21 protein-coding genes are annotated in these 24,027 nt (G+C 55.8%); 6 read left to right on the top strand and 15 right to left on the bottom strand.

Annotated elements, in window-relative coordinates:
* Nucleotides 1–112: 112 nt before the first annotated feature.
* The 8 genes from MK323_07240 to MK323_07205 all read right to left on the bottom strand — a co-directional run bounded on the left by MK323_07240 (nucleotide 113) and on the right by MK323_07205 (nucleotide 13,503).
* Entirely contained in the window at nucleotides 113–1,630 is a 1,518-nt protein-coding gene (locus MK323_07240) for a glycosyltransferase family 39 protein (protein ID MCH2481954.1), read from the bottom strand.
* Nucleotides 1,630–2,352: a rhomboid family intramembrane serine protease gene (locus MK323_07235; protein MCH2481953.1), complete on the bottom strand. Its 723-nt coding sequence runs from the start codon at nucleotides 2,350–2,352 to the stop codon at nucleotides 1,630–1,632. Before MK323_07235 ends, MK323_07240 begins: the two co-directional genes overlap by 1 nt.
* Nucleotides 2,353–2,426: 74 nt before the next feature.
* Nucleotides 2,427–4,262, bottom strand: a complete 1,836-nt coding sequence (recD, locus tag MK323_07230; protein ID MCH2481952.1) for an exodeoxyribonuclease V subunit alpha — start codon at nucleotides 4,260–4,262, stop codon at nucleotides 2,427–2,429.
* Entirely contained in the window at nucleotides 4,259–7,837 is a 3,579-nt protein-coding gene (gene recB, locus MK323_07225) for an exodeoxyribonuclease V subunit beta (GenBank protein ID MCH2481951.1), read from the bottom strand. Before recB ends, recD begins: the two co-directional genes overlap by 4 nt.
* Nucleotides 7,837–11,019, bottom strand: coding sequence for an exodeoxyribonuclease V subunit gamma (gene recC, locus MK323_07220; protein ID MCH2481950.1), 3,183 nt, complete (start codon nucleotides 11,017–11,019; stop codon nucleotides 7,837–7,839). Before recC ends, recB begins: the two co-directional genes overlap by 1 nt.
* A gap of 133 nt (nucleotides 11,020–11,152) precedes the next feature.
* Nucleotides 11,153–11,995: a DMT family transporter gene (locus MK323_07215; protein MCH2481949.1), complete on the bottom strand. Its 843-nt coding sequence runs from the start codon at nucleotides 11,993–11,995 to the stop codon at nucleotides 11,153–11,155.
* Nucleotides 11,996–12,081: 86 nt separating this feature from the next.
* Complete coding sequence (locus MK323_07210; protein MCH2481948.1) at nucleotides 12,082–13,056, bottom strand: YafY family transcriptional regulator; 975 nt, start codon at nucleotides 13,054–13,056, stop codon at nucleotides 12,082–12,084.
* Nucleotides 13,057–13,164: 108 nt separating this feature from the next.
* Nucleotides 13,165–13,503 (bottom strand): 4a-hydroxytetrahydrobiopterin dehydratase, encoded by a 339-nt coding sequence (locus MK323_07205; GenBank protein ID MCH2481947.1) that lies wholly within the window; start codon nucleotides 13,501–13,503, stop codon nucleotides 13,165–13,167.
* 120 nt (nucleotides 13,504–13,623) lie between these two features.
* On the opposite strand from MK323_07205, the gene MK323_07200 reads away from it, so the two are divergent.
* Nucleotides 13,624–14,148, top strand: a complete 525-nt coding sequence (locus MK323_07200; GenBank protein MCH2481946.1) for a hypothetical protein — start codon at nucleotides 13,624–13,626, stop codon at nucleotides 14,146–14,148.
* An 8-nt stretch (nucleotides 14,149–14,156) separates the two neighbouring features.
* A complete protein-coding gene (locus MK323_07195) occupies nucleotides 14,157–14,351 on the top strand; it encodes a CPXCG motif-containing cysteine-rich protein (GenBank protein ID MCH2481945.1) in 195 nt (64 codons plus the stop codon).
* 13 nt (nucleotides 14,352–14,364) lie between these two features.
* On the opposite strand, the gene MK323_07190 is transcribed toward MK323_07195, so the two are convergent.
* A complete protein-coding gene (locus MK323_07190; GenBank protein ID MCH2481944.1) occupies nucleotides 14,365–14,787 on the bottom strand; it encodes a DUF4864 domain-containing protein in 423 nt (140 codons plus the stop codon).
* Between the two features lie 150 nt (nucleotides 14,788–14,937).
* Here MK323_07190 and MK323_07185 point away from each other — a divergent pair, with 150 nt between their 5' ends.
* The gene (locus MK323_07185; GenBank protein ID MCH2481943.1) at nucleotides 14,938–15,444 is read left to right on the top strand and encodes a disulfide bond formation protein B; all 507 of its coding nucleotides are present in this window, start codon (nucleotides 14,938–14,940) and stop codon (nucleotides 15,442–15,444) included.
* Nucleotides 15,445–15,467: 23 nt separating this feature from the next.
* On the opposite strand, the gene MK323_07180 is transcribed toward MK323_07185, so the two are convergent.
* The 3 genes from MK323_07180 to MK323_07170 are packed head-to-tail and all read right to left on the bottom strand — an operon-like array spanning nucleotide 15,468 to nucleotide 19,437.
* Complete coding sequence (locus MK323_07180) at nucleotides 15,468–16,994, bottom strand: indolepyruvate oxidoreductase subunit beta family protein (protein ID MCH2481942.1); 1,527 nt, start codon at nucleotides 16,992–16,994, stop codon at nucleotides 15,468–15,470.
* A gap of 7 nt (nucleotides 16,995–17,001) precedes the next feature.
* Nucleotides 17,002–19,152 (bottom strand): indolepyruvate ferredoxin oxidoreductase subunit alpha, encoded by a 2,151-nt coding sequence (locus tag MK323_07175; GenBank protein MCH2481941.1) that lies wholly within the window; start codon nucleotides 19,150–19,152, stop codon nucleotides 17,002–17,004.
* A 45-nt stretch (nucleotides 19,153–19,197) separates the two neighbouring features.
* Complete coding sequence (locus tag MK323_07170) at nucleotides 19,198–19,437, bottom strand: hypothetical protein (protein MCH2481940.1); 240 nt, start codon at nucleotides 19,435–19,437, stop codon at nucleotides 19,198–19,200.
* A gap of 154 nt (nucleotides 19,438–19,591) precedes the next feature.
* Between MK323_07170 and MK323_07165 the strand changes: the two genes are divergently transcribed.
* Both MK323_07165 and MK323_07160 read left to right on the top strand, forming a co-directional pair.
* Nucleotides 19,592–19,897: an antibiotic biosynthesis monooxygenase gene (locus tag MK323_07165; GenBank protein ID MCH2481939.1), complete on the top strand. Its 306-nt coding sequence runs from the start codon at nucleotides 19,592–19,594 to the stop codon at nucleotides 19,895–19,897.
* Between the two features lie 71 nt (nucleotides 19,898–19,968).
* Nucleotides 19,969–20,880: a PhzF family phenazine biosynthesis protein gene (locus tag MK323_07160; protein ID MCH2481938.1), complete on the top strand. Its 912-nt coding sequence runs from the start codon at nucleotides 19,969–19,971 to the stop codon at nucleotides 20,878–20,880.
* Between the two features lie 40 nt (nucleotides 20,881–20,920).
* Here the strand turns inward: MK323_07160 and MK323_07155 are convergent, their stop codons facing one another.
* Nucleotides 20,921–21,319, bottom strand: a complete 399-nt coding sequence (locus MK323_07155; GenBank protein ID MCH2481937.1) for a RidA family protein — start codon at nucleotides 21,317–21,319, stop codon at nucleotides 20,921–20,923.
* 86 nt (nucleotides 21,320–21,405) lie between these two features.
* Complete coding sequence (locus MK323_07150; GenBank protein ID MCH2481936.1) at nucleotides 21,406–21,552, bottom strand: hypothetical protein; 147 nt, start codon at nucleotides 21,550–21,552, stop codon at nucleotides 21,406–21,408.
* A 258-nt stretch (nucleotides 21,553–21,810) separates the two neighbouring features.
* On the opposite strand from MK323_07150, the gene MK323_07145 reads away from it, so the two are divergent.
* The gene (locus MK323_07145; GenBank protein ID MCH2481935.1) at nucleotides 21,811–22,209 is read left to right on the top strand and encodes a cupin domain-containing protein; all 399 of its coding nucleotides are present in this window, start codon (nucleotides 21,811–21,813) and stop codon (nucleotides 22,207–22,209) included.
* A gap of 49 nt (nucleotides 22,210–22,258) precedes the next feature.
* Here MK323_07145 and MK323_07140 read toward each other — a convergent pair whose 3' ends face one another.
* Nucleotides 22,259–23,677 carry an amidase gene (locus MK323_07140; GenBank protein ID MCH2481934.1) on the bottom strand — a complete coding sequence of 473 codons (1,419 nt, stop codon included), beginning with the start codon at nucleotides 23,675–23,677 and terminating at the stop codon, nucleotides 22,259–22,261.
* Nucleotides 23,678–24,027: the final 350 nt, after the last annotated feature.

Genomic DNA, 24,027 nt, shown 5'->3' with positions numbered 1-24,027 from the left:
CGTCTTCACTCAGCTGATCGGTTCACCCGGGGTTGCACGCCGGGCTCGAAATGCACGCCAGCGGTCGGCCCGTGTGAACTTGTTTCATATCAGGAAAATCATGCACAAGTGTTCACCCACCAGACACCACGATAGAGCGCACCTGGTGCGGGTGATGCGTACCCCCATAGATATACGCAGTCTGAACTTCATCCCGGATCAACTGCTGTGATGCGCTGATCTTTTTGAGTGCATGCTCCAACCGGTTTGCAGTGTCAGGATCACGCTTGGCATCAAAAAGCAGCAAGCACACCGGTTCGTCTTTGTACTCAAGCGCCTCGAACGGGTCTACCCCAAAACGCGTCGCGGAGTCGATCGCCAAGTACCAGCGAAAATTGACCGGAACGGTATCGACCGTATTGACCACCTGAAGTGTCCGGCAGTCCAGGGCCGGCAGGGTCTGTTGAATCAAGTCACGCGCCGACAGGTCGCCGCGTGACTTGTAGGGCCGGGCCATCACCTCGGCCATGCCGCCGAGACCGATAACACTCAGCCCGCACAACACCCAAACCAGCCGTCTGTGTACCCACTTTTTGGGTCGTCCCGACAGCGCAGTAACCACCCCCACACCCGCAAGCAGGCAGATCGACGGCGCCAGGTGTTGCGCTATTCGGGCACTTTGTCCATAGGGATACCAATGCAACGCGGCAGCTACCACGTTACCTGCAAACGGCATCAATATAATCCACAGCAGGAACCACTGCCGTGTCCTATAGAGAGAAATCGCACCGACACACACCAGAAGCAGCGTCAGAACACTGCCGAAGTGTCGACCGCCCAGCGGATAAGCCATCAGCCGGCCAGCAGACTGCGCCACAAACCAACCGAGAAATCCGAACCCATTCCCGGGAGGGAATCCCCCTTGCCAGAGCGTTTTAAGCAGTTCGCTGGCCTGTGCCTGAGGCACGATGATGACCGTGTATTGCGTGACAACCATGATGATGGCAAGCACCACGATCCCGAGCGTGAGATACAGTCTGTAGCGTTCACGTTTCACCAGGGCATCGGCCAAAAGACCTGTGATGACCCCCGCAGTCACGAAGACGGAGGGGAATGAACACAGCGGCGCCAGCACAATAACCAGAACCAGGCCGCTGATCTGCCAGCGGCCAAACGGATTGCACCGAAACCGATGGCCCGCAAACAACAGGCCCACAGCCAGCAGCAGATCCAGCGCGTAGGGTTTGAATTCACTGCCATGGCGGACGCTGTAATAGGCCACCGCCAGCACAGCCACCGCACACAGTGCAGAGCGTTGCTCAACCACATCATAGGCAAACCGGGCAAACAGCAGCAGCGCGGCAATCCCAAACACGAGCGCTGGTAATCGCAGGATCCATTCCGAATAGCCCGAGATCTGCATGAGGGTGCCGTGCAGTAACATGAACAAGGGAGGTGCAACCTGTCCCATATCGAGCGGCTGCAGCCAACCATCCCAGCTGCGATCCAGAAAATTAAGTGCCAGCATGACTTCATCACCCCACATCGGCATGCCCAGGGACCAGCGCAGCACCCGCCAGCCAATACCGAGACACAGCATCCAGCCCAACCAGCGGCAGGTCGAACGGCTATCGTTTTTAGCCCACTGCATCAAGGTCGCCGCTTCTTTTGGTGCCAGCCGTCCTGACTGTGGGCGGGCTGAAATAAAGACACCTGACGCCGCTTGAAAAAGGGCACCAGCACAACACCGGCAACAAAGCCCCCAATATGGGCGAACCAAGCCACCCCGGGCCCGTCACCTGTCGTGAGTGAACTCAGAATCTGCATCACGAACCAGATCACCAGCACTATTCCAGCTTTAAGCCGCATCGTATACAGAAAAAACCCGAGCGGAATCAGCACCAGTACCCGTGCCTTCGGATAAAGCAGCAGATAGGCGCCGAGCACACCGGATATCGCTCCACTGGCACCGATCATGGGCACCGTCGATTCGGTGTTCGGTAAAGCCTGTGCCAGAACAGCGACAATGCCGCAGATGACATAAAAGACGATGAAACGGCCGTGCCCCATGGCATCTTCGATGTTGTTACCAAAGATCCATAGATAAAGCATATTTCCTGCAAGATGCATGAACCCGCCATGGAGAAACATGGACGTGACCGGCGTTAACGCGGGTGCGATCCACTCCAGTTCCGGTGAAAGTCTGGCATGGTCAAACACCACTGCCGGGATCGCACCCAACGCATATACAGCCGCCACCTGTTCTGGCCCCAGCGACCATTGCCACAGGTAAATCAGTACACACGCACCGATCAGACCGACAGTGAGAAACGGTGTGCTCTCTGTAGGGTTGTCGTCGTGCAGTGGTATCAAAAGAATTTACCGGGTGTTGGGCTGCTTATTGTAAGTTGCGACAACACCACTGCTAGCCCGCTGAGAAGGCCCAATCACTGCAGGCGATGTTGCAATCCAGACTTGCGTCGGGCTTGCTGGCTGACCGCCAGTGACAGTATGTCTTGACTGCCCCAGATCTCCAGCGCGTGCACTGCTCGGCTCAAGGCGGTGTATATCAACTCCCGCGACAACACCGGTGAAGGTCGCTCGGGCAAAACCAAGACAGAACGACCAAATTCAGAGCCCTGGGATTTGTGCACCGTCATTGCATAAACGGTGTCGTGGGCCGGCAGACGGCCCGGCCAGATCGTGCGGTAAGCCCCGCTGGGCTGCGGGAAATAGACCGCCAACTGCCCCGGGCGACCGGGATCTTCCAGCGCAATGCCCATATCACCGTTAAACAAGCCCAGACGATAGTCGTTACTCAGGATGATCACGGGCCGGCCGGGATACCACGACACTCTGGCCGGTATCTGTCCGGCTTTTATCAACTGCTGTTCGATCAGCCGGTTAATGCCACTGACACCACTGATGCCGCTGCGATGCGCGCATAAAACCCGCAGTTCTCCATAACACTCAAAGACACGGTGGGCAGGCGCCCCGGCAATCGCGAGAGACAGACACTGGCTGTAACCGGACACGATACGCTCGATCAGAAGCCTTGATAACCCGGGCTGACCCTCGTACGGCAGCAGCGTTGTGGCGCTTGCAACAGGATCCTGCAGACAGTCGATCGTCTGGCTCACATCACCTGCCTGGACGGCGCTGGCCAGCCTGCCGATATCGCTTGTGCGGCCATATCGCCAGCTGTCCTGCAACACAGCGAGCGAACCGGCGAGTGGTGCCGCGTTACTCGGCCTGGCACCAGATACATCATGCACACCGGTTACCCGGCTAAGCCTGGCTGCCAGCGCCTCAGGCAAGCCTTGCGCACCGTTACAGATATCTTCGAGTACAGAACCAGCCTCCACTGAGGCCAGTTGATCAGGGTCCCCCAATAGAATCAGGCGGGCATGTCGAGGCATCGCCTCGACCAGCTTGACCATCAGCCCTAGATCGATCATGGAGGCTTCATCAACCACCAGCACACGGCAGGTCAGGGGGTTGCGGGCGTCATGAAACGGATTGCCATCGGCGGCATGAATTCCGAGCAACCGGTGTATCGTGGTCGTGCGTTCAGGCAGCTGAAGGTTTTCCAGCCCTGGCAGAGTGGCTGACTGTACGAACACCTCCCGTAGCCGTGCCGCTGCTTTGCCGGTGGGGGCTGCCAGGGTGATTGCATCTGCAGTCATGGCCGTAATGGCCTGCAACAGTGCGACGGTCCGCACTACGGTCGTCGTTTTGCCGCTTCCCGGACCCCCTGTGATGACACTCAAGGGACGAAAAACACTCAAGGCAGCGGCAACCTTCTGATCTGAACTGCCAAGACCCGCAGGGAAAACTGCGGTCAGGGCCTGGCTCAGAGCGTTATCGTCGATGTCGAGATCCGGCAGTTGAGCTCGAACTAGAAGGTCTTCAGCCAGTCGTTTTTCCCAGTCCCAGTAGCGGTAAAGATACAGGCGGCCGTCAGGTTCCAGTACCAGCGGCCGGTATTCGCCCGACATTGTCACCACGCTGGACTTTTTCAGTACAGCCATCCACTCGGCCAACGGTGGTGCAGTGATGTTCAGCTCATTGTCCGTGGTCAACAGACCGTGTTCGGCTTCGTCGGGCAGATAGACACAGACATGGCCAGAGCCTGTACGCTGACTGACCAGTGCGGCGGCAAGCCGCAACGGGTCGCCCGCAGTTGGGTCAAGCCGGCCCAGTAACTCGGCAAAATAAAATGCGATGTCGCTGAGATCGCCATCCTGCCGTGCGATTTCCAGTTGTTTGATCAGCGCACTCATGTGGCACTGCCCAGCAGTCTTTCGAGCGGCCCGATCAGTGCCTGACTGGGCCGGTCGTAATACACACCACATCGGTGGCCCAGCGCGGGATTCATGCCTCGAAGAAAAAGATAGTAAACACCGCCGAAATGTTTCTCGTAGTGATAATCCGGTATCCGATGTTTCAAGTATCGATGCAGAGCAACTGTGTAGATCAGATATTGCAACACATAGTGCTCACGCTCCATCACCTCTTTCAGCAGGTCGGGTCGGTAATCATCATAATTCGAACCAAGAAAATTAGACTTGTAGTCAACCAGGTAATAGCGGCCCGCTGCCTCAAAGACCAGATCGATAAATCCGTGCATGAATCCGGCAGTCGCACCCAGTTCAATTTGTTCGATGGCCATTTTGATATGGGTGTCTTCTGCTGAAGCCTGAGTCGCTGACTTGAGCGCTTGGGGGTTGTGTGCTGCGAACGGGTAGTAGAACTCCAGTTCATCGACGCGCTGAGATCGTTGAATATCTGCCAGTCGTAACGTGCCCTGTGGATCGAGCGGCACATGGATAACGCGGTCCACCAGCTGTGCTACTACATCCTGCCACCTCGCTTCATAACCGTGTGTCTTCAGCACCCGTTCGATAACCGCATTGCGGCGCTCCTCGTTAGGGTTCGCAAAATCCAGTTCTTCAAACACCTGATGCAGACAGGTTCCCGCCCGCGCACCGCGTGGAAAGGTAAAAACATCCGTTCGTTCGCCGTCATACAACACTCGCTGCTGGGCGTGATCATAATCCGGGAGTTCCGTAGTGTGCCCGGTCGAAAGTGCGCTGAAGCTCGTCAGCCGCCATGTTTGATCGATCTTTCGACTGACCTCTCGAGCAGCCATTGGTCGTTTAAACACGGCGTCGGATGTTGTAGGGCCGTTACGCTCAATACTGGGCTCGATCACCTGGATGGCGCCCTCGGACTTTTTAGCCAACCGCTCGAGCGTGTCGCGAATCTCTGGATCGGTGATTGCTCTGAAGCGAGCCTGAAGTGCTGTGATGAGATCATCTTGCGCGACATCCAGTGACCGGTGCAGCAACCAGGCCAATGCGGACGTAGCCGCATCGTTGACGGCACCCCAGGCGAGGTAGCAACGACAGCGTGCCCGGGTCAGCGCCACATAAAACAATCGTAGATTTTCGGCCAGTTCTTCACGGCAGGCCTGTGCCAGGTGCTGTTCAAAGTCCGCCGAACCAAAATCGACCGTGGCGGCGTTACCCTGGCTAGTGTCATGAAAAATACAGTGTTCAGAGCCAGCCACTTGAAGCCCACCGCTCCAGCTGAACGGTAGAAACACCACCGGATACTGCAGGCCTTTGCTGCCGTGCACGGTGACAATCTGGACTCGGTCCTCGTCACTCTCAAGTCTGAGCAGCGATGGATCATCTCTGACCGGCGGCCGTGTCATTGCTTCTGAAAACCAAGTAACCAAGTTGTTGAGTCCGGCGCAGTGCCGCTCCTGACCATGAATCAACTCAGCCAGCTGCAGCAAGTTTGTCAGGCGCCGCTCACCATCCTCAAAACCCAGCAGACGTGGATAGACACCCTCGACCGCACTCCATTCTCGAAACATTCGCATGAACCCGTGAGTACGCCACAGCTCATGATAGTGATGAAACCCGGCAAGCCGGGTATCCCACGCCAGTTCGAGTGACGAAAACGACTGCAGGGATGCGGCATCCATGCCCCAGAAGTCAGTCAGCAGTGCCGCCCGCACCCGTGCTTCCCGATTCGGCTCCAGTATTGCGATGAGAACACGCTCCAGCTCCACTGCTTCGTGCGTTTGATAAACGCTCTCCTGGGAATGTCGAACGCTGGCGATGCCGGCCTCTCGCATTGCAGTTTCCACAATCCGGGCCTGTGAATGCGTTCGCACCAGCACCGCGATGTTGCTGGGGCGAAGTGGCTCGTCACCGATCTTTGCCGGTATGGCGAGGAGCCGGGCGATTTCGGTTGCGCTTGCCGCCGCACACAACGAGCCTGCGCGGTGCTTCGCAATCGGCTTGTTGTCATCTTCTCGAGACAATGGCCAGATCACCATTGCCGGTGCTGCCAAGCCAGATTCGGTCAGCTGGGGCAGCTGCTTGGGTGCTGGTTGTGCAGGCGAAAAATCGATCTCATCCAACAAGAACGCAGGCAATTCTGCCCGCCGTTCAAAGAGCAGGTTTACAGCATGGACCAGCTGCGGTACCGACCGCCAATTCTGATCCAACGAAAATTGCTTCGTTGCATCCTGCCGTGCGCGGAGATACGTGAATACGTCGGCACCGCGGAAACTGTAGATCGCCTGTTTTGGATCACCGACGAGAAAGACGGGGCAATCAGACCCATGATAAATCTTGCGGAAAATGTCGTACTGAACGGGGTCTGTATCTTGAAATTCATCAATCAGTGCTACTCGATAGTCCGAACGAAGTTTCGCGACCAGTGAGTCACTTTGAGGGCCATGCAATGCGGTTTGTAGCCGTGTCAGCAGATCATCATAGCCCAGCGCCCCGCGCTCGGCCTTGCGAAGCGGTAATTCAGTCACCACGTACTGATACAACTCGCGTTGAAAAATCCGGTAGAGCTGCTGATAAATGTCCTCTAGGTTTTTAAGGCGTCCCGCAAACTCATCACAGGATTCAAAAAAGGGATGGGTTGGCGGGGTGTGCCCTTTTTTCACAGAACGGCGCTCGGAAATGACCGATGCTTGGAACCTGTCAAACCGTGTAAATTCACGTAGCGCCATAAAGTCGGGCCGCGTACGCTTGAGCAATAGGTCCATCTGTGCGATCCAGACGGCAACGCTGGATGTCCGGTAACGGTTGCGATTCAACCGATCGTCTTCGAGCAGAATCTTTTCTACGCTGTCTCGCTGGGCTGACCAGTCGTCAGCCAGCGTTTGGAAACAGCTCTGGAGCTCGTGTTCCAAGGCCTTGGGTGATTTGGGTTCGGGCAAGGAAGCCATGCGTAGGTAGGGTTTACCCATGAGGTTAGTTAGGCCGTTCAAAAGTCTTTCGGGATGATCTACCCCATTCGCCTGAAGCCAGTCGACCCATAAAACGCCGGCTGGGTATATATTTCGGCGCCAGAAATCGTCCACTACTTCACAGACGATCTGCCGTTCATCTGTCAGCAGTTCGGATTCAAACGGCTGTGCGCCTTCGAACGCATTTTCAGCTAGTACGCGTTGACAAAATCCGTGAATGGTAAAAATCGCAGCTTCATCAAAATCTGCGATGGCCCGCCGCAAACGTTTGAGGGCCAGTTCCGGATCTGGATCAGTTGCAGCAAGATGGTTCAGGAGCGCATCTTCTCCGGCATCCCCGTGTTGAAACACCCCGGCGGCCTGCAGCAACAGGTCTCGGATTCGTTCTCGCAGCTCCCGGGTTGCGGCATGGGTGTAGGTCACAACAAGAATGTTCCTGACCTGGAATTCGGCCTGGAGTACAGTTCTCAAGTAAAGCGCCGCGATCGTCCGCGTTTTGCCAGTACCTGCGGCCGCTTCCACCAGATTTATTCCGGCGAGCGGCACCGCGCAGATATCCAGAGTTGGCGTGGCCATCAGCGTACGACCACTCGGTTCGCCTGCAGTGGCCCGAGGATCCGAGCCGCAAGCTGTTCAAATTCTCCCTCTAGGATCTCGATGCCGCTATCGCGGAAAGCGAGCTGGTTGTAAACGTCCTCACTTTCACCCCAGGCATAATCGTTACCTGCCCACGTTCTGGCTGCCGCCTTGGCCGAGTCGCCACCGGCGCTGACATACTCCCACGCGCTGCGGGGGAAAAACGGCAGCGGGCGGGTCAAGCCCTCCTGGTACACCGCGATCAGGTCTGTCAGCAATGCGTGGGGTTGTGCGATGATGTCGAAGGATTCGGCCTGATCGGGACCGAACAATTGGCTGGATCGAGTGTACGGGGTGTCGGAGGCGCACAGGGCAAGGTGCGAGAGCCACAACCGGATTCGGTCGCGGGCCGTCAGATTCATCACACTGTAGTGCACCAGTCCGTTCGCTATGAGCGGAGACACTGTCCCTGTAAGGTGAGTCCCGGCAACATCCAGCGCCAGTTCAATCACCTCTCCGTCGGTACTAAAACCGGTCGACATTAAACGTTCATGCAGCGGTGCAATCTGATACCACTCAAACTCCAGTGCCCGGACGCCGGCTGTCCCCACGGGTACCTTACCGGCGGCGCGAAGCCGGTTGACCACCGCCTCAAAGCCTGCCCCTTGCTGTTTTTCCGCCAGCATGACTTCGCGCACCGCAATCGTGGTGTAATAGTCCAGGTCAACAGGTTCTCGCGTCTGCAGCATGACGTCGGCAGATTCAAGACGAATGTCCAGCACATCGCGCAACAACACCCTGGCGGGATGCGTAAAGAACTGCACCAGATTCTCCAGCGCGATCTCGGAATCGGTTTCTATCCGAGTCAACGGTGTGCCGACCAGCGCGCCAGGGCCAGGGACAGCAACATCCCCGGAGCGCACAAGCTCACGCGCATAACTGAACAATTGCGGGACATTGTCTTGAAAATAGCGCTCGTTGAATGCTTGCAGCGGGTGTTGAATGGTTATTGCTGAACTGGTCTTACACGTGTTTGACTGTGAGCGCGAAGTTCGATCTATGTAGTCAAGCAGTTCACTGATCAGTGTTGAAGGTGGTTTGGGACGGTCATCATGGATGTCGCGACCGGTGTAACTGATATAAAGCTGTTGGCGAGCACACAGCACTGCATCGAGAAAAACCTGACGATCTTCTTCTCTTTGCCGCCGGTCAGTGACACGAGGGTACTGGGCGATCAGATCAAACCCCTGGCGACTATCCGCCCGCGGATACACACTGTCATTCATACCCAGCAAACAGACCAGCTTGGCTGGTAGACAGCGACCCGCCGCTAGCGCAGCAAAGGTCACCGCACCAGTCCCAAAAAAACCGCGACTGGGTGCCGCCAGTCGCTGGGCGAGGTCATGCCGATAAACCTCTAGTGCCACCGTGCCGCTGTAACCGGCTGCTTCGGCACTGTGGGCAACGCCAGTCAGACCATCCCTCAAGGTACGCAGTTCACTTTCGTTACCCGCGTCCGAGGCAAAAAAGCGGTCGAGCAAACTATTGGCTTTAACGCTCCAGTCTATAACGGTGCGTTCACCAGAAAGTTCATTTCGCAGCGCAAAAACCCGCTCTAGATAACTGCGTAAACGGCCAACTACCTGAGCATCTGTGGTATCCGACGGGCCACAGGGCGCGAGTTGATCGAACACAGCGCCCGCTGGCAGGGCGTGGCCCAGTATCAAGCGGTCGCTACCACGTCGCCAGGTATTCTCCTCACCCACCGGCAATTCAAGCCTGCTCATATCCGCCGCATCGATGCCCCATCGAATGCCGCTCTCCCGGACCCAATGCAGGATCTGATCCACATCAGTGCCGGACAAGCCGAATTGTTTCTGAATGGCGGGCTCGAACAGCGGCGTAGACACCCCAGTGGCGTCATAGCGCCCAAACGGCATGTCCAGCAGTGCGAAAAAAGTCTCAATCAGTGAAGACCGCTGGCTTTGACCGCAATCCGCAATTCGAAAAGGAATTCTCCGGTCGTCGGTGAGCGAACCAAATACGGCCTCGATATAGGCTGTGTAGGTTTCGATGTCTGGAACCAACACCAGCACTTCAGCCGGGTCCAAGTCGGGTTGTCGGTCGAATTGATCCAGCAGGCGATCATGCAACACCTCCACTTCCCGCATCGGGCTGTGACACACGTGGATCTGAATGGAGTCATCCGACGGTTCTACCTCACGTTGTGCGCCCTCATCCCCACCCTCCCGAAGATAGAAAATATCGGACTGGATCTGTCCGAGTAGTGTGTTTGAAACGGGTGGGTGGAACACCTCCTCATCGAGCGCATCAAGTTCAAGAAGTTGACCAAAGTACGCCCTGCCTTGTCGTCCCAGAGAGGCGAGCAGGCTGTTACCTGTCTCCATATAGTCCGCCAATCCGCTCTGGTCGCTCAGTGCCCGGCGCGTGCGTTCCTTGTCGCTCACGATATCAGCCCAGAACACGGACGAGTAATTGAGTGCATAAATTCGCACATCACAATAGGCCGCCACGGTCTGCAGAATCCCCAAATAGACCTCAGACAGACTTGGCAGACCAAAAAGACTGATACGCGCAGGCAAACGATCTGCTGCGGCAGGCTCTTGTGCCATGACCTCGACCAGTCTCGCCCGCAGATTGAGCCAGTGTCGGTCATCACCTGTTGCCAGCAGGCGTCGCCACAGCGCAGCCTGCCAATGGGTGTCACCCCCCGACTCCCAGCGATGAATCCAATCCGGCCGGTAGATCAGATATTGCTCGAACTGTCTGCCCAAACGCTCGGCGAGCTGCCACTGGCTTATTGGCGACGCAGTTTCAAGATAATGTGCAAGGGCTGCATACCCGCTCCCAAACTGTTCTGACTGCAGCAGTGCCAACACCCGCCAGGCCAGTGTTTGTGCACTGAACCCATTGAACGGCGGTACATCCTCCGGCAACACGCGTCTGAAAAGCAGCCAAAGCAACTCGGCAGGAAACAGCATTTGGTTGTTGGCTGAAATGCCACGGTCAGTGGCCAATCGCAAGGCCAGCCAGCGCGAAACCGCGTGGCCCTGGACAGCGATCAGCTCAGGCTCGAGCGGCCCGACCGCACGGCTGTCAAGGTGCTCAGCGAGTTGGTCGGCAAGCACTTCAAGCTGGTTACCGTAGCAGACGTGGAGCAATTTGATACCTTGAAATAAGCCGAAACCAGAATATAAACCCCATCTTAGTCGGCATTATCGACAACAGGTAGCTCATCAGCTGATCCTCGCGGCCATAAGGCCCCAGAAATTCAGGCCACAGCCCCCTGTTGCGTCAGCTATCACCTGACGGACTGCGGCGGCTGCGCATTTCCTGCCGGCCGATCCAGGTGGCGGAAAACACGATCAGTCCGGCGCCGAGCCCTATCCACAGATCGGGCTGTTCACCGAACACAACCAGGCCAAGCAATATGGCCCACACCAGTTGCAGGAAAGAAAACGGCTGCAGGGCGCTGAGTTCAGCACTCTGGAAGGCCCGGGTCAGAAAATAATGGCCTAAGGTGGCGAACATCGCGGTGAGAAACAGCAGCGACCATTCCTCCATCGTTGGTGTTCGCCAGTAGATCAGCGCCAAAGGAAGGAGCGTGACTGTGCAGAATATTGACAGTAGGGCAACAATAACCGAACTCGATTCTGTTCTTGTGGCGACCTTTGCCAACAACAGGGAACAAGCGAACAGAGGCGCCGCAAACAACATAGCTACAGCACCGAAGTCAATGATCCGCAGACCGGGTCGGAGTACAATCATGGCACCGACAAAACCCAGCAATATCCCTGCGACACGATAATTCTTGACCCGCTCCCCGAGAATCAACATGGCACCCACTGCGGTGAAAACCGGCGTGGTAAACCCCAGTGCTGTGACCTCGGCAATCGGCAGTCGGCTCATCGCGTAGAACCACAACATCACACCGATGCCATGCACAAAACCCCGGCTTGCGTGTAAGCGTATTCTGGCAGACAGCAACTCATACAGCCCCACACGCAATATCACGGGCACAACCAGAACAATGCCAAACGCGTAGCGGATAAAAGCAGCCTGAATCGGGTGCATTTCGCCACCTAGGTATCGCACGATGCCAGTAACACCGATAAACATAATACCGCTCAGCAGCATCCATCCGACCCCTTTAACGTTGTTACCAGCCAGTGTTCTATCCTGGCTTAGAGCCGCAACGCGTCATGTTCGATATCAGTAACCGTTTAGTACTGTTTAAGTGTGGCTGCCAGCCGTTTCCGCACTGTTTGCCTTAAACTGGTCGGGGACAAAACTTCTACGTCAGAACCATGGCGCAGAATATCCATGACCAGCTCTGTTTCCTTGGCATACGGCACACTCAGCCGGTAACTGCCGTCGGGCTCTACTGTACTTTCTTGTTGTGAATGCCACTTTTCTGATGCAACCCAGCGCGCCGCCTCGGGTGTAAACCGCAGTACCGCTTGATGCGTCTTGTCTCCAGCAAAAATTCCGTAGCCGGCACCCAGGACCATTTCGAGCCGGCTGTCGCTGACTTCTTTTGCAGGCTGATCTTCTTTAAGGTCGGCACTCTCAATCGCATCGACGGCGAAACTTCGCAGACCTTTGCGCAGATGACACCAGCAGTCCAGATACCAGTTATCACGATAATGAGCCAGTCGCTGCGGTGAAACGACCCGCTCGGTATGCAGATTGCTGCGCCGGTTCAGATGAACGATAAAAAGCCGGCGCCGGGCCAGCAACGCGTTGGCGATAGAGGCAAATACGCGCGTGTCCATCTGGCGAGACGCCATGTAGAGTATCCGTATACGCTTTTCGATCTCTTGTGTCGGGTGTTCACCGCTGCCTAACAGTCGCCTGATGCGTTCGCGCAAAGGTTCAATATGCGGCTCAAGCAATCCTGGCTGCAGACTGCTGAGCAGATGGTCCATAGTCAGCAGTGCATAGACTTCTGAGGCATTGAACCACAGGCCAGGCAGAGCATACCGGTCATCGTCGCCAGTGGCTTCCAGTCGGTAGCAGTAACCCCGCAGTGCGGCATCCCACACGATCGGCGCTGCCATACGGTCGCGCATATATTCGAGGTCCCGGCGTACGGTTGCACGGGACACTTCCAACTCTTCCATCAACTGGCGGAGGGAGACCTGGCGCCGGCTGCGCAACAGACGGTCAATGGTATAAAAGCGTTCGGTTCTGTCCACAGAAACCCCGGGGTAAAAGGGGGCCGGATCATTATAGAACGACGGACCTGGTGGAGATACGCTCCGCGGATCTAGTCTTGTGTTGTAAGCGGACTCATTTCTGTCCAGTTATCCAGCCAAGGTGTCAGTTTTTGATGCCATAATAAAATCATTCACGTGCAGGCCATGGATCTTATGCGTCCACCAGCCGACCGTGACCCGGCCCCATTCGGTCAGTAGCGCGGGGTGATGACCTTCTTCCTCAGCCAGTGCACCGACCCGGTTGGTAAAAGCAAGGGCCTGTTCGAAATCTTTGAACTGGAATATGCGCTGAATCCGGTCCTCTCCATCGATGACAAGTTTCCCCCACTGCGGATGCTGCTTCAGAAAATCTTCAACTTCGTCCGCTGTGACCAAAGGAGCACCTACTCGGCAAACCTCACATTTCATCTGGCTGTAGTCGGTCATCGTTGTTCTCCTGGCGAATAATTTCTGGTTTCAGATCGAGGTCACTACTGTATCCGAATATCATTCCCCGTAAAATAAGCAGTCACTGGTCATCCTTCGCGCCCGTGCCGCACGACAAACATGAGTGACAAACCCACAGCCGGTGACCCTGCTGCCCAAGCGCTGGCAACCCTCGCTACACTAGGGCTCGGATTCGAGATCCTGGAGTGTGATCCTGTTCTCGCTGACACCACCGTATTCTGTGAACATTACAACATTCCCTTATCTGTCTCGGCCAACGTCATCGTTGCAGCGGGCAAATCAGATCCGCGCCAATATGCCGCCTGTGTTCTGCTAGCGACCACCCGGCTGGATGTGAATAAAAGTGTCAGAAAACGAATGGGGGTGAAAAAATGTTCCTTTGCCTCGGCTGAAGAAACCCGTGATCTCACCGGCATGGAGATCGGCGGGATAACGGCTGTTGGCCTGCCAGATTCACTACCGCTGTGGGTAGACAGCCGGGTGATGCTGCCGGATTACGTGATCCTGGGTGGTGGCAGCCGTTCGATCAAGATCAAAGTGTCACCTCAAATCTTTCGCTTGACGCCAAACACCACCATTATTGAAGATCTGGCGTTTGAACAACATCAAACCACAACCGGATAGATTAAGCGATGATGATGCTTGAGGAGCGCAGTGTCGACTGTCCCTATTGCGGTGAGTTCATCAGCATCAGTATTGATCCATTAACCGGCAATGACGCCTATGTCGAAGATTGCCAGGTGTGCTGTCGCCCTATCGTCTTCCGCCTGTCGACAGATCCTGACGGCGAAATTGTAGACGTTGTGGTACGGCGTGAAGACGACTGAAGTCAACCCCGTCTTAGGCCGACTCTTCAGGCAGCTTGACCAGGACACAGCCGCCGATTCGCCAACTGGCATCGTCCAGTTGCACCATGGTGTAAAACGCCTTCCACCGGCGCCCGTCTCGACTTTCGACCAGAACTTGATAAACAGGCCCGCCGCTGTCGTCGATAACACCCAGAAAACCGACGACTGCAGGGGCGATTAAGGCCGAATAACCCTGACGGACCATCATCATGAAAACTTCTGTTGTCGGAAATATGGAATGGATCTCCGGCGAAGCTTGGGCGTAGGCCGTAACCGCATCACTACGGGCGAAGGCGTTCAACTGGGTCTGAATCACTAAACGCATTGCAGCCACATTGTCTTTCTGATCGGCTTTTCCTATCGGGCCACCCATCAGGGCCAGGACCATCATCAGCGCCGGGATGGTTTTAACCATGGACCGCGTAACTACTCAAAACACCTACTCTGCCGATCGTTATAACAATTGGCATCAGATTTTTTTGATGTGTTCATTAAGGGATATTAGCGTGTTCAAAATTACCGGATGATCATAATTCCAGGGTCAGTGTGGCGGTACAATTACGCTGTGGCCACATCTACTGCATTTCGCTACCTGAATCTTCTCGTTGCGTTGATCTGTGCAGCGTTTCTGGGTTATGCCTACTGGCTGCAGTACACGGAGTTTCTTGACCCTTGCCCGCTGTGTATATTTCAACGCGTTGCCTTTTTTGCGCTCGGTCTGGTGGCGCTGGCTGCAGCGCTGCATAACCCAGGTAGGCGCGGGCGTACAATCTACGCGCTGCTGGGTGGGTTCTGTGCCGCCATGGGTACAGCCATCGCCGGCCGTCATGTCTGGCTGCAAAACCTACCCCCCGATCAGGTACCTGAGTGTGGTCCCGGACTTGAGTACATGCTCCGTGCATTCCCCTTGTCGCGGACAATTCGTGAAACGCTGACCGGATCCGGTGAGTGCGCATCAGTAGACTGGACATTTGCTGGCTTGAGCATGCCGTGGTGGACGCTGTTCTGGTTTGTCATGCTCGGCGCGTTGGTGCTGACCATCGGCCTAAGACGCAGATTCGCGTGTCACTGAGAGAGCGTTAACTGCCCTCAAACTTAGTGAACACGCTTTATTGCGTGCAACACTTCCTCCAACGCCCCTTCATCTTCCTCGCGCATAGCGGCAGTGCAGAGCCGGCGGACCCAATCTGCCGCATTCGCCGAATCCCGCAGGTCAATCGCCGCGGCCATGACCCGATCGAACTTGGACAGGGTACGGGCATGGGTATCGCTGTAACCTTTAACCAGACGACGGCAGCGGAGCATCTCTACAGCCAAATCATAATCACCGGGCAACGTCTGCAACACCGACCCCAGCCAGGTCTGCATATGCTGCTGCTCGACCGCATGACGCAAAAGACGGCGGCGCCATCGACGTAGACCCGCAATCAAATAGAGCTGCATGAAGCCGATTACTTTATCCGTACGGATCCTACGCCCGCGATTTATCATTCGATCCAGCCAGTTGAAAAGCCGCGGACTGCGCTCAACCAGGCGACCCAATCGGACGGGGAACATGGCACAGACTTCCTGCGCCCCGGGATGTAGAAATTCAGTCAACTGCAGCACACTGTCGTCGCCCACGCTGAATTCGTTGCGGATACGCGAGAACCGTGTTGCTCGAGTCTTCAGGTCTGCAACCCGGATGACATCGTCATAAACCATAGCGTTGGCAATATATTTTGCCGCAGCAACCGACAGACCGTAGTCCCGGGCTGCACCCCCGTGTAGACCATCTTCATGGACCATCGCTTCAAGCTGTTCAAGATATTCAATAACATAGTCAACGTCCTGAAAATCAGCAACGCTCTTGCACCCCGCGAGCGCCATCGGTTGAACTGCTGATGGAAGCTCGGCACACCTTGCCATGAGCTGCTGCCAATTTCGCCGTTGCAACACGGGCCCCTGAACAGTGTATTGGCGAGTCTGTTCCTTTTCAGTGGTGCCCTCGAGCTTAGGCTGTGCTTCGCGCGCGGTGGAAAACGCAACCTCAAAGGCTTTGAGGCTGGTCGCTACACCACGACCGGCCGCACGAATTGTTTCCTCGAAACTTTCCCGCGAGAATGGCAGCGCAGCTGAACCTGCCAGTGCACCAAATAGACTGGCCGAGATCACACTGCCTGAAGTCACCGCAATCTGTTCCATGTCAAAAGCTATATAGCGTTTTGATCTGGCTTGTCCTTGCTCGATCACCGGCAGCGAATCAGCCGTCCCGTCGCCGGGTACAGTCTTTTCGGACATGGCCAGCATGCGGTGTGTTGACGTGATCAGGATTGTGCGATCTGGCGTCACCAAGCCACGTATCAGGGCACGGCCTGATTCCATCATTTCGGCAGCGACAAGGATGTCTACATCTCCGGCTGATGGGGCCAGGGCAAATACGGGTGTGCGACCATGGTCGGGAGCCATTTCAACGTAGTAGATCGTGGCACCGGTACGCTGAGCAACACCGGCGATAGACGTCGCCTGGGCGCGGTAACCATTTCGTTCCGCGACATTGACGATCCAGTTACACAGTACCCCACCGCCTTGGCCACCCACTGCGAAGACAGCTAACTTGATGATATCGGGTGTAGAGTTCATATCTTAATCAGACCGGTTCAAATCCCAGGACCCTGCGGGACCGGCGGCGCTGGAGGATTTGGATCAGGCCAAGGGTCAGTCGGTGACGCAATCGTTCGAACCAGCCCGGGTTGTGGACTAAGTCAACCCGATAAAAAGAAGGACACAGAACCGCTGCATCAGCTACTTCACCACAATTACCGCAACCTACGCACGACTGATCAATATGTGCGACTGGGTCGTCGCGCAGAGGATCATCCAGAGTCTTAAGGGACAGAGAGGGGCACCCCGATAAACGTATACAGGCATGATCTCCCGTACACACGTCAGCATCTACGCCGAAACGCGGTTTGACCACACGCGCACCTGCTGCAATCGCCCGGTCTCTCACAGGTTGTTCTCGCCGCTGCCGGTTGAGCATGCACTCCGATGAGGCAACAATCACCTTAGGCCCTTCGTGGTCCGTATCCAACGCGGCTTGCAACGTGTCGCGCATTGCGGCAACATCGTATGTGTCGTCAACCTCGCGTACCCACTCCACACCGATACCCTTTACCGCCGCGCTGATCGGGTGACGGGTTGATTTTGAGCGATTCTCTGCGCGTGACGATGGAACATCCTGGCCACCGGTTGCGGCTGAATAAAAGTTGTCGACCACCACGATCACACCATCTGACTTATTGAACACCGCGTTACCCACACTCGATGTCAGACCGTTATGCCAGAAACCGCCATCACCGATGATTGACACAGTCCGCTGACTGCCGCCACCGTCGAAGGCGGCATTTGAGGCAGGTCCCAATCCATACCCCATGGTAGTGCCACCGATTTCAAAGGGCGCGAGACTGCCGAATAGGTGACAGCCTATATCGCCGGCCACTTGTAACGGTCCTCTCTCCTGTTGCACCATTTTCATGGCAGCAAACAGTGGCCGCTCGGGACAGCCAGTGCAGAAACTTGGCGGGCGTGCCGGCACGGTCTCGGATAGATCGGTCACCGGTTCAACAATGGGTTTATTCTGTGACTGCGCTGAGCTTGCGGGCAGTTCCTCTGGGGCATACCTCGCCAGAAACGTAGTGACCCCCTCCAGAACATGCTGACCGATATACTCCCCTGCCATTGGCAGGACATCTTTTCCGGACAGCTGAACACTGCCGCGGGCCCGATAGAGAATTGCTGCCAGCGCATCCTCAATGTAGGCCGGTTGACCCTCCTCGACCACCAGAACCGCCGATTTGCCTTCGCAGAAGGCAAGAAACTCAGCCTCGAGCAACGGGTAGGTCACATTCAGAACATACAGTGGTATTTGTGTTTCCCCGTACAGATCGGCGAGCCCCAAACGCTGCAAGGCTCGGATCACGCCGTTGTACATGCCGCCCTGCATCACGACTCCGATCTTGCCACCTGCGGGGCCGAAGACTTCATTCAATCCCCTGCTACGAATAAATTCCACAGCAGCTGGCCAGCGCTGGTTGATCTTCTCCTGCTCGTGAACATATGATGCCGGTGGTAACACAATGCGATCTGTTTGCCGCTTGGGTTCATCCAGAGCCTGAGTCACGCTGAGTGTTGGGCGGCGATTGGCCTTGGTCATAAAGGACCCGTAGACATGACAGGCCCGTATCCGAAGTTCGAGCATCACCGGGGTATTTGACGCTTCCGACAGCTCGAAACCGTCTTCGACAGCCTTCACAATCGAAGGCAGGTTTGGCCTGGGATCAAGCAGCCAGATCTGCGATTTGGTCGCGTACGCATGACTGCGTTCCTGCATGATCGATGAGCCTTCACCATAGTCTTCACCCACCAGAACGAGGGCGCCACCGGTTACTCCACCGGACGACAGGTTAGCCAAGGCATCGGAGGCCACATTGATACCGACTGGTGACTTAAAGGTCACCGCACCACGAATTGGATAGTGAACCGACGCTGCCAGCATGGCGCAAGCAGCCGCTTCGGAAGCATTGGCCTCGAAACGCACGCCCAGTTCCGCGAGAACGTCCTGCGCATCCGCCAGCACGTCCATCAAATGGGAAATCGGTGCCCCCTGATAACCTCCTACGTAACCTACGCCACACTGCAATAACGCTTTGGTCACAGCCAGAATCCCCTCTCCCCGGAATTCCTCGCCTGGACCCAGCCGCAGCTTTTCCACTTCCCGCTTAAAAGACCGCTCAGCCATGTTTCACACCTCAAGTTGCAGGACGATTATATAAATTCCGTCTGGTCATCCGCGACGGGACCAACGGGGTAGCAACCGCCCAGTAATTACATACTCCCACAACCGATAAACGAAGTAAGCGACTATACTGACCAGAACATACAGTACCAGCCGGTGAAAGAGATTGTGCCGTGAAACCACAGCCGGTACCACCAGGAGCACAAGCGCCAGCCAACTGCTCCAGATGACAAGCCAGCCGAGCCGATAAACCGGCCGAAACACGTTGGTTTTACGCGGTGTGGTCACCCGCTGCTGAATCCACCTCTGCTGCTGTGGGGTCGAGTAGGTAGCATAACAGACGGCTCCGCCCAACCCGTGATTCAATTGCCGTTACAATAAATTACGAACTGCCTGCTATACCAGAATTCGTACTGCCGTGGCACAACCAGGAGAAAACAACATGGTGATTGTTGTATTTGAATTCGAGCCTGATGAAACCCTTAAGGATCGTTACTTTGAACTCGCTGCCGTCCTTCTTGAAGAAGTCGAAAAAATCGATGGGTTTATATCGGTGGAACGATTCGAGAGTATCAGTAACCCAGGTCGTTACGTCTCGCTTTCGACCTGGCAGAACATGGCGGCCGTTAACCGCTGGCGTGAACAGCTTGATCACTCTCAAGCACAGGATGAAGCCAAATCGCGCAAGCTGTTTCTCAACTACCGAATCCGTGTAGCAGAGGTCGACCGCGACTATGGGCCGTCCTGATTCCAGCCGACTGAAGGCCGGGTTGTTGTTAACAACACGAATTGGCCCCATCGAGAAGATGTCTGAGTTCCATGGCTGAGTACCCGCTCGCACTCTATGGCGCTTTCTCTGAGACAGTGTTCGGCGGAAGCATAGCCGGCGTAATTGACCAAGCGTGGGATATGCCCGCCGACCAGATGCTACAGATCGCCCGGGAGATTGGGGCACCAGCCACCGGGTTCATCACCGGCATTGACGAGCATGGTGTTGATGTCCGATTTTTCTCGACCTTAACCGAATATCCGATGTGTGGTCATGGCACCATGGGGCTCATGACCTGGCTGGTCGAGCGTGGCTGGTTCGTGCCTGATAAAGGCAGCGCCATAACGACAACGCTGCGCACGCCGGCGATGACCTCAGACGTAGAAATCCGCCTGCGTGAGGATGGACGGCCCGAGGTGCTGCTCACGCTGGTACCGGCGGTATTCGAACCGGCCGTGTTACGCATCGACGAGCTTGCAGTGGTGTTGGGAATAAGCCAAGAGGGATTTAGGGACGATCTCGACATGAAAGTCACCATTACCGATTTCAGATCGTTACTGGTTCCCATACGCAGCGTGACTGATTTGGAGACAGTAACTCCCGACTTTCCCGCAATCACAGCTTTGTGCCAACGCACATCGATTGACACCATTGCCCTGTTTACCCCCGTCGTTGAAAACTCCACCATGATCCGTTGCCGGGAATTCTGCCCTGCAGTCGGCACGCCGGAATCAGCCGCATCGGGAACCACCAACCGCGCGATAAGCTGCTATCTGTACCAGGCGGGCCAGCTCGGCGCCCTGCAAAACGGCAAACTGACACTGCGTAGCGAGCAAGGCCATGAAATGGGACGTCCCAGTGTGGTCATGAGCGAGCTTTTAACACGCAATGGACAGGCGGTCGAAGTACGTGTCGGGGGCCTGGCTACCAAAACGATAGAAGGTAAGTTCTACCTGCCGTAAACCACCCAGTGGCCACAGGAACGGATCGTGCTGCAGGGGATCAGTGTCGCCGGGCCACCATATCGATTTCGACCAGAGCCTCCCGAGCGAGCGCCGTCACCCCAATACAGGTCCGCGCCGGTAGTCGACCCTCAGTAAAGTAATCTCGATAGACTTCGTTCATGGTTTCGTAATCGCGCTCGAACTCTGTCAGGTATATGCGACACGACATCACATGGCCCAGACCAAGGCCAAGGTTTTTCAGAACAATCACCAGATTGTCCATCACGCGCCGAGTCTGTGCAGTTACGCCTTCTGGTAGAGGCGCATTGTCGTCGTTCGGGTCCGTGGGCATCTGCCCGGTCAGTTGAATCCAGCCGTCACACTCAACAGCATGGCTGAATGGCGCAACGTGCTTTGGGGCTGCTTCGAAGTTATGAAAAATAAACCGGTCGTTCACTCTAATTTCCGCTTTGTTGCCAGAGGATAATATTTTCTTTGCGCCGATCTTTCGGTCGAACTTAAGTCATTTGGACACGCACGTACTTAGTGTTTAGGGCGCCGCATGGCGATGTTGTGCAGCTTGGTCAATACGGCCATCGCCTGAACGTCCTGCGGCAAATCCCCATCCGCCAGTTCTCCACACAATTCGGTGGCCGATGAAAGGTTCCCCGTCAAGCTATATGCGGTCATAATCGCCTCACGGATCAGTAGCGCGGAATTGTTCGATATATCGGGTCTCTTTTCTGCATTCACAGGACTGCTCCCTCGTTCGTTCTGTCTCTCCTTAACATGCGGTCTACAGGTTGTTTTTTCAAGGTGGTTTCGATCACCAGATCGCTCCTCTACGAGCCTACCCCCCAACGACCCCGAAATATGCTTTACTAGCAGAACAGCGTGCCAGCGCATCTGACCGAAAACTCAAGGATTCACGGGGACAAAGGAGACGACATGTCCCAGCAATCACAGAAATTCTGTACCAGTCATGCTAAGAACTCGACCTGGACGCCAGGTCTTCGCTCGTTTTTTGAATACCGCGACCTGGGTATAGGTGATGCGACGCATGGTCAGTTCAACGCCCATGTGATCCGCGTGAAAAAACCGGTTGAACAATTCCCCCACACCGGTCCGCACACCCACGCACTCGATTTTCAAATGTTTTTTGTACTGAAAGGCTGGATCAAATTCGTGTATGAAAACCATGGTGAACACTTATTCGAAGCCGGCGACAGTTGTCTGCAGCCGCCCGGCATAGTGCACGACGAAAGCGATTGCTCAGAAGACCTCGAGCTGATCGAGTTCACATCACCAGCCAGGTTTGAGACCCACCTGCAGAAAGCTGTTGAATAAAGCCGCGGCTTTATCCGCGAGCTGGGGCAGCAGTCACTCAACCGGGAACTTATTCTTCTCGGGCCCAGAGCTGCCGGCTGAGCACGCCCACACGGTTTTCGATGGCCTCAATCGCATCGAGGATGAGATCCTCCCGATAGCGACGGCCAACGACCTGGATGCCGGTCGGTAACGATTCGACTAAACCGATCGGCACGACGCCGGCGGGCAGACTGAGAAAGTTGGTGCCGGTACTGTACATCGCGGCCCGGAACACATCCTGAGTTTGTTCAAAAGATATTGCGTCACAGTCCCACGCTGGAGTCGGTTGCATAAAAAAAGGCGTTAAGACCAGGGGATACTCGTCCAGAAAAATGTTCCATTCGCGTGTCATGGTGGTACGTTCTTTGATGCCCACACGATAGCGCTCTGCATCGGCGACATCGCCCATCTCGAAATACCATTGAAAAATCTGCTGGATCGTCGAACTGCCATGTTCTCTCGCCAGTGGCATCATAAAAGCTTCGAGCTCACTGCCAAGAAGGTCAAACCAGCCCTGGGCTGCGTCTTCGATCGACGGTGTGGTCACCTCTTCTACACGGTAGCCCGCATCACTCAGGTAACCCGCAGCACGGTCAATACCGACCACCAGGTCAGGGTGGATCGGATAACCATATGATTCCCGGGTCACAGCGACCTTGATTGGCCCCTCGTCAGGCCAGTTATCAAACGGCACTGGCACCCAGAACGGATCACGTGCATCGGGTGCGGCCATGACCTGCGTCGCCAGGCGCACATCGCACACCTGCCGGCAGATTGCTCCCTGTACAGCCATCAGTTGGGCCAGCATCCCCCGCTCCGGCGGCATGGCTGACGGCACAAAGTTCGCGATCCGTCCAAAGCTCGGTTTTACGGTTGCAAGGCCACAGAAAGACGCTGGGTAACGCAATGACCCGCCGATATCGTTGCCATGGTGTATCGGCCCAAAACCGGCGGCCGCTGCTGCGCTGGCACCACCCGATGAGCCGCCGGGACAGGCATTTTCGTGCCATGGGTTGTACGTCCGGCCATTAAGTGGGTTGTCGGTGGTGAGCCGCATGGAGAATTCCGGCGTGTTGGTTCGCCCGACAATAATCGCGCCAGCGTTTTTCAGGTTTCGGACAACGGGTGAATCGTCTGTTGCAATGACATTCTTGTATGTCGGCACTCCGTTCGGTGTGGGTTGACCCTTCACGTCGATGTTGGATTTTATGGTGACCGGTACACCGTGCAAGGATCCCACCACCGATCCGGATGACCGTGCCCGGTCGGCCTCCTGGGCCTGTGCTACGGCTTCATCCGAATAGTCGTAGACGATGGCATTGATTGAACCGTTCCGGTCAGCGATCCGCTGCACCACGGAGCGCATCACCTCTTCACAGGAAAATGTCTTGTTGCGAATACCCTGTACGATGTCACAGGCACTGAGCTGCCAAAGTGCTTCGGTCATGTGAGACTCCTATATCGGTCGATCGCTGAGTACTGGTCAGTCGTCAATTCTGACGATGTAAGGGCAATCCAGGTTTTCATTTATGTTTCAAGTGGATCATTGTCACGGCGTTTCCGCTGGTATCGAGTCTGTAGGCGATGGCGGGCAGGTTTATTGAATTTTGGTGCGTGCCGCGCCACTGTGTCCCAGTTTTCCAATCATTGTGCGTAAACTTTGCCTGCGATTTTGTGCAATCCGCTGATGCCGGCCTGCGGCTGGACTCGCCCACACAGGGTAACAGTGTATCGCCATCAGCACATGTGGACGGGCAAAAGATTATCATCACGTTTTCTCAATCCGATCTGGTGAAT

Source organism: Gammaproteobacteria bacterium (assembly GCA_022450155.1).
GTDB lineage: Bacteria > Pseudomonadota > Gammaproteobacteria > Arenicellales > UBA868 > REDSEA-S09-B13.
The sequence above is the reverse complement of the archived record's forward strand: the minus strand, read 5'-3'. Positions and strand labels throughout refer to the sequence as shown.

Excerpts from the sequence above, each read along its gene's own strand:
- MK323_07240 (MCH2481954.1), bottom strand. The coding sequence starts at position 1,630 with ATGCAGTGGGCTAAAAACGATAGCCGTTCGACCTGCCGCTGGTTGGGC.
- recD (MCH2481952.1), bottom strand. The coding sequence starts at position 4,262 with ATGAGTGCGCTGATCAAACAACTGGAAATCGCACGGCAGGATGGCGAT.
- recB (MCH2481951.1), bottom strand. The coding sequence starts at position 7,837 with ATGGCCACGCCAACTCTGGATATCTGCGCGGTGCCGCTCGCCGGAATA.
- MK323_07215 (MCH2481949.1), bottom strand. The coding sequence starts at position 11,995 with ATGCTGCTGAGCGGTATTATGTTTATCGGTGTTACTGGCATCGTGCGA.
- MK323_07205 (MCH2481947.1), bottom strand. The coding sequence starts at position 13,503 with ATGACCGACTACAGCCAGATGAAATGTGAGGTTTGCCGAGTAGGTGCT.
- MK323_07200 (MCH2481946.1), top strand. The coding sequence starts at position 13,624 with ATGAGTGACAAACCCACAGCCGGTGACCCTGCTGCCCAAGCGCTGGCA.
- MK323_07195 (MCH2481945.1), top strand. The coding sequence starts at position 14,157 with ATGATGATGCTTGAGGAGCGCAGTGTCGACTGTCCCTATTGCGGTGAG.
- MK323_07190 (MCH2481944.1), bottom strand. The coding sequence starts at position 14,787 with ATGGTTAAAACCATCCCGGCGCTGATGATGGTCCTGGCCCTGATGGGT.
- MK323_07180 (MCH2481942.1), bottom strand. The coding sequence starts at position 16,994 with ATGAACTCTACACCCGATATCATCAAGTTAGCTGTCTTCGCAGTGGGT.
- MK323_07175 (MCH2481941.1), bottom strand. The coding sequence starts at position 19,152 with ATGGCTGAGCGGTCTTTTAAGCGGGAAGTGGAAAAGCTGCGGCTGGGT.
- MK323_07165 (MCH2481939.1), top strand. The coding sequence starts at position 19,592 with ATGGTGATTGTTGTATTTGAATTCGAGCCTGATGAAACCCTTAAGGAT.
- MK323_07160 (MCH2481938.1), top strand. The coding sequence starts at position 19,969 with ATGGCTGAGTACCCGCTCGCACTCTATGGCGCTTTCTCTGAGACAGTG.
- MK323_07150 (MCH2481936.1), bottom strand. The coding sequence starts at position 21,552 with ATGACCGCATATAGCTTGACGGGGAACCTTTCATCGGCCACCGAATTG.
- MK323_07145 (MCH2481935.1), top strand. The coding sequence starts at position 21,811 with ATGTCCCAGCAATCACAGAAATTCTGTACCAGTCATGCTAAGAACTCG.
- MK323_07140 (MCH2481934.1), bottom strand. The coding sequence starts at position 23,677 with ATGACCGAAGCACTTTGGCAGCTCAGTGCCTGTGACATCGTACAGGGT.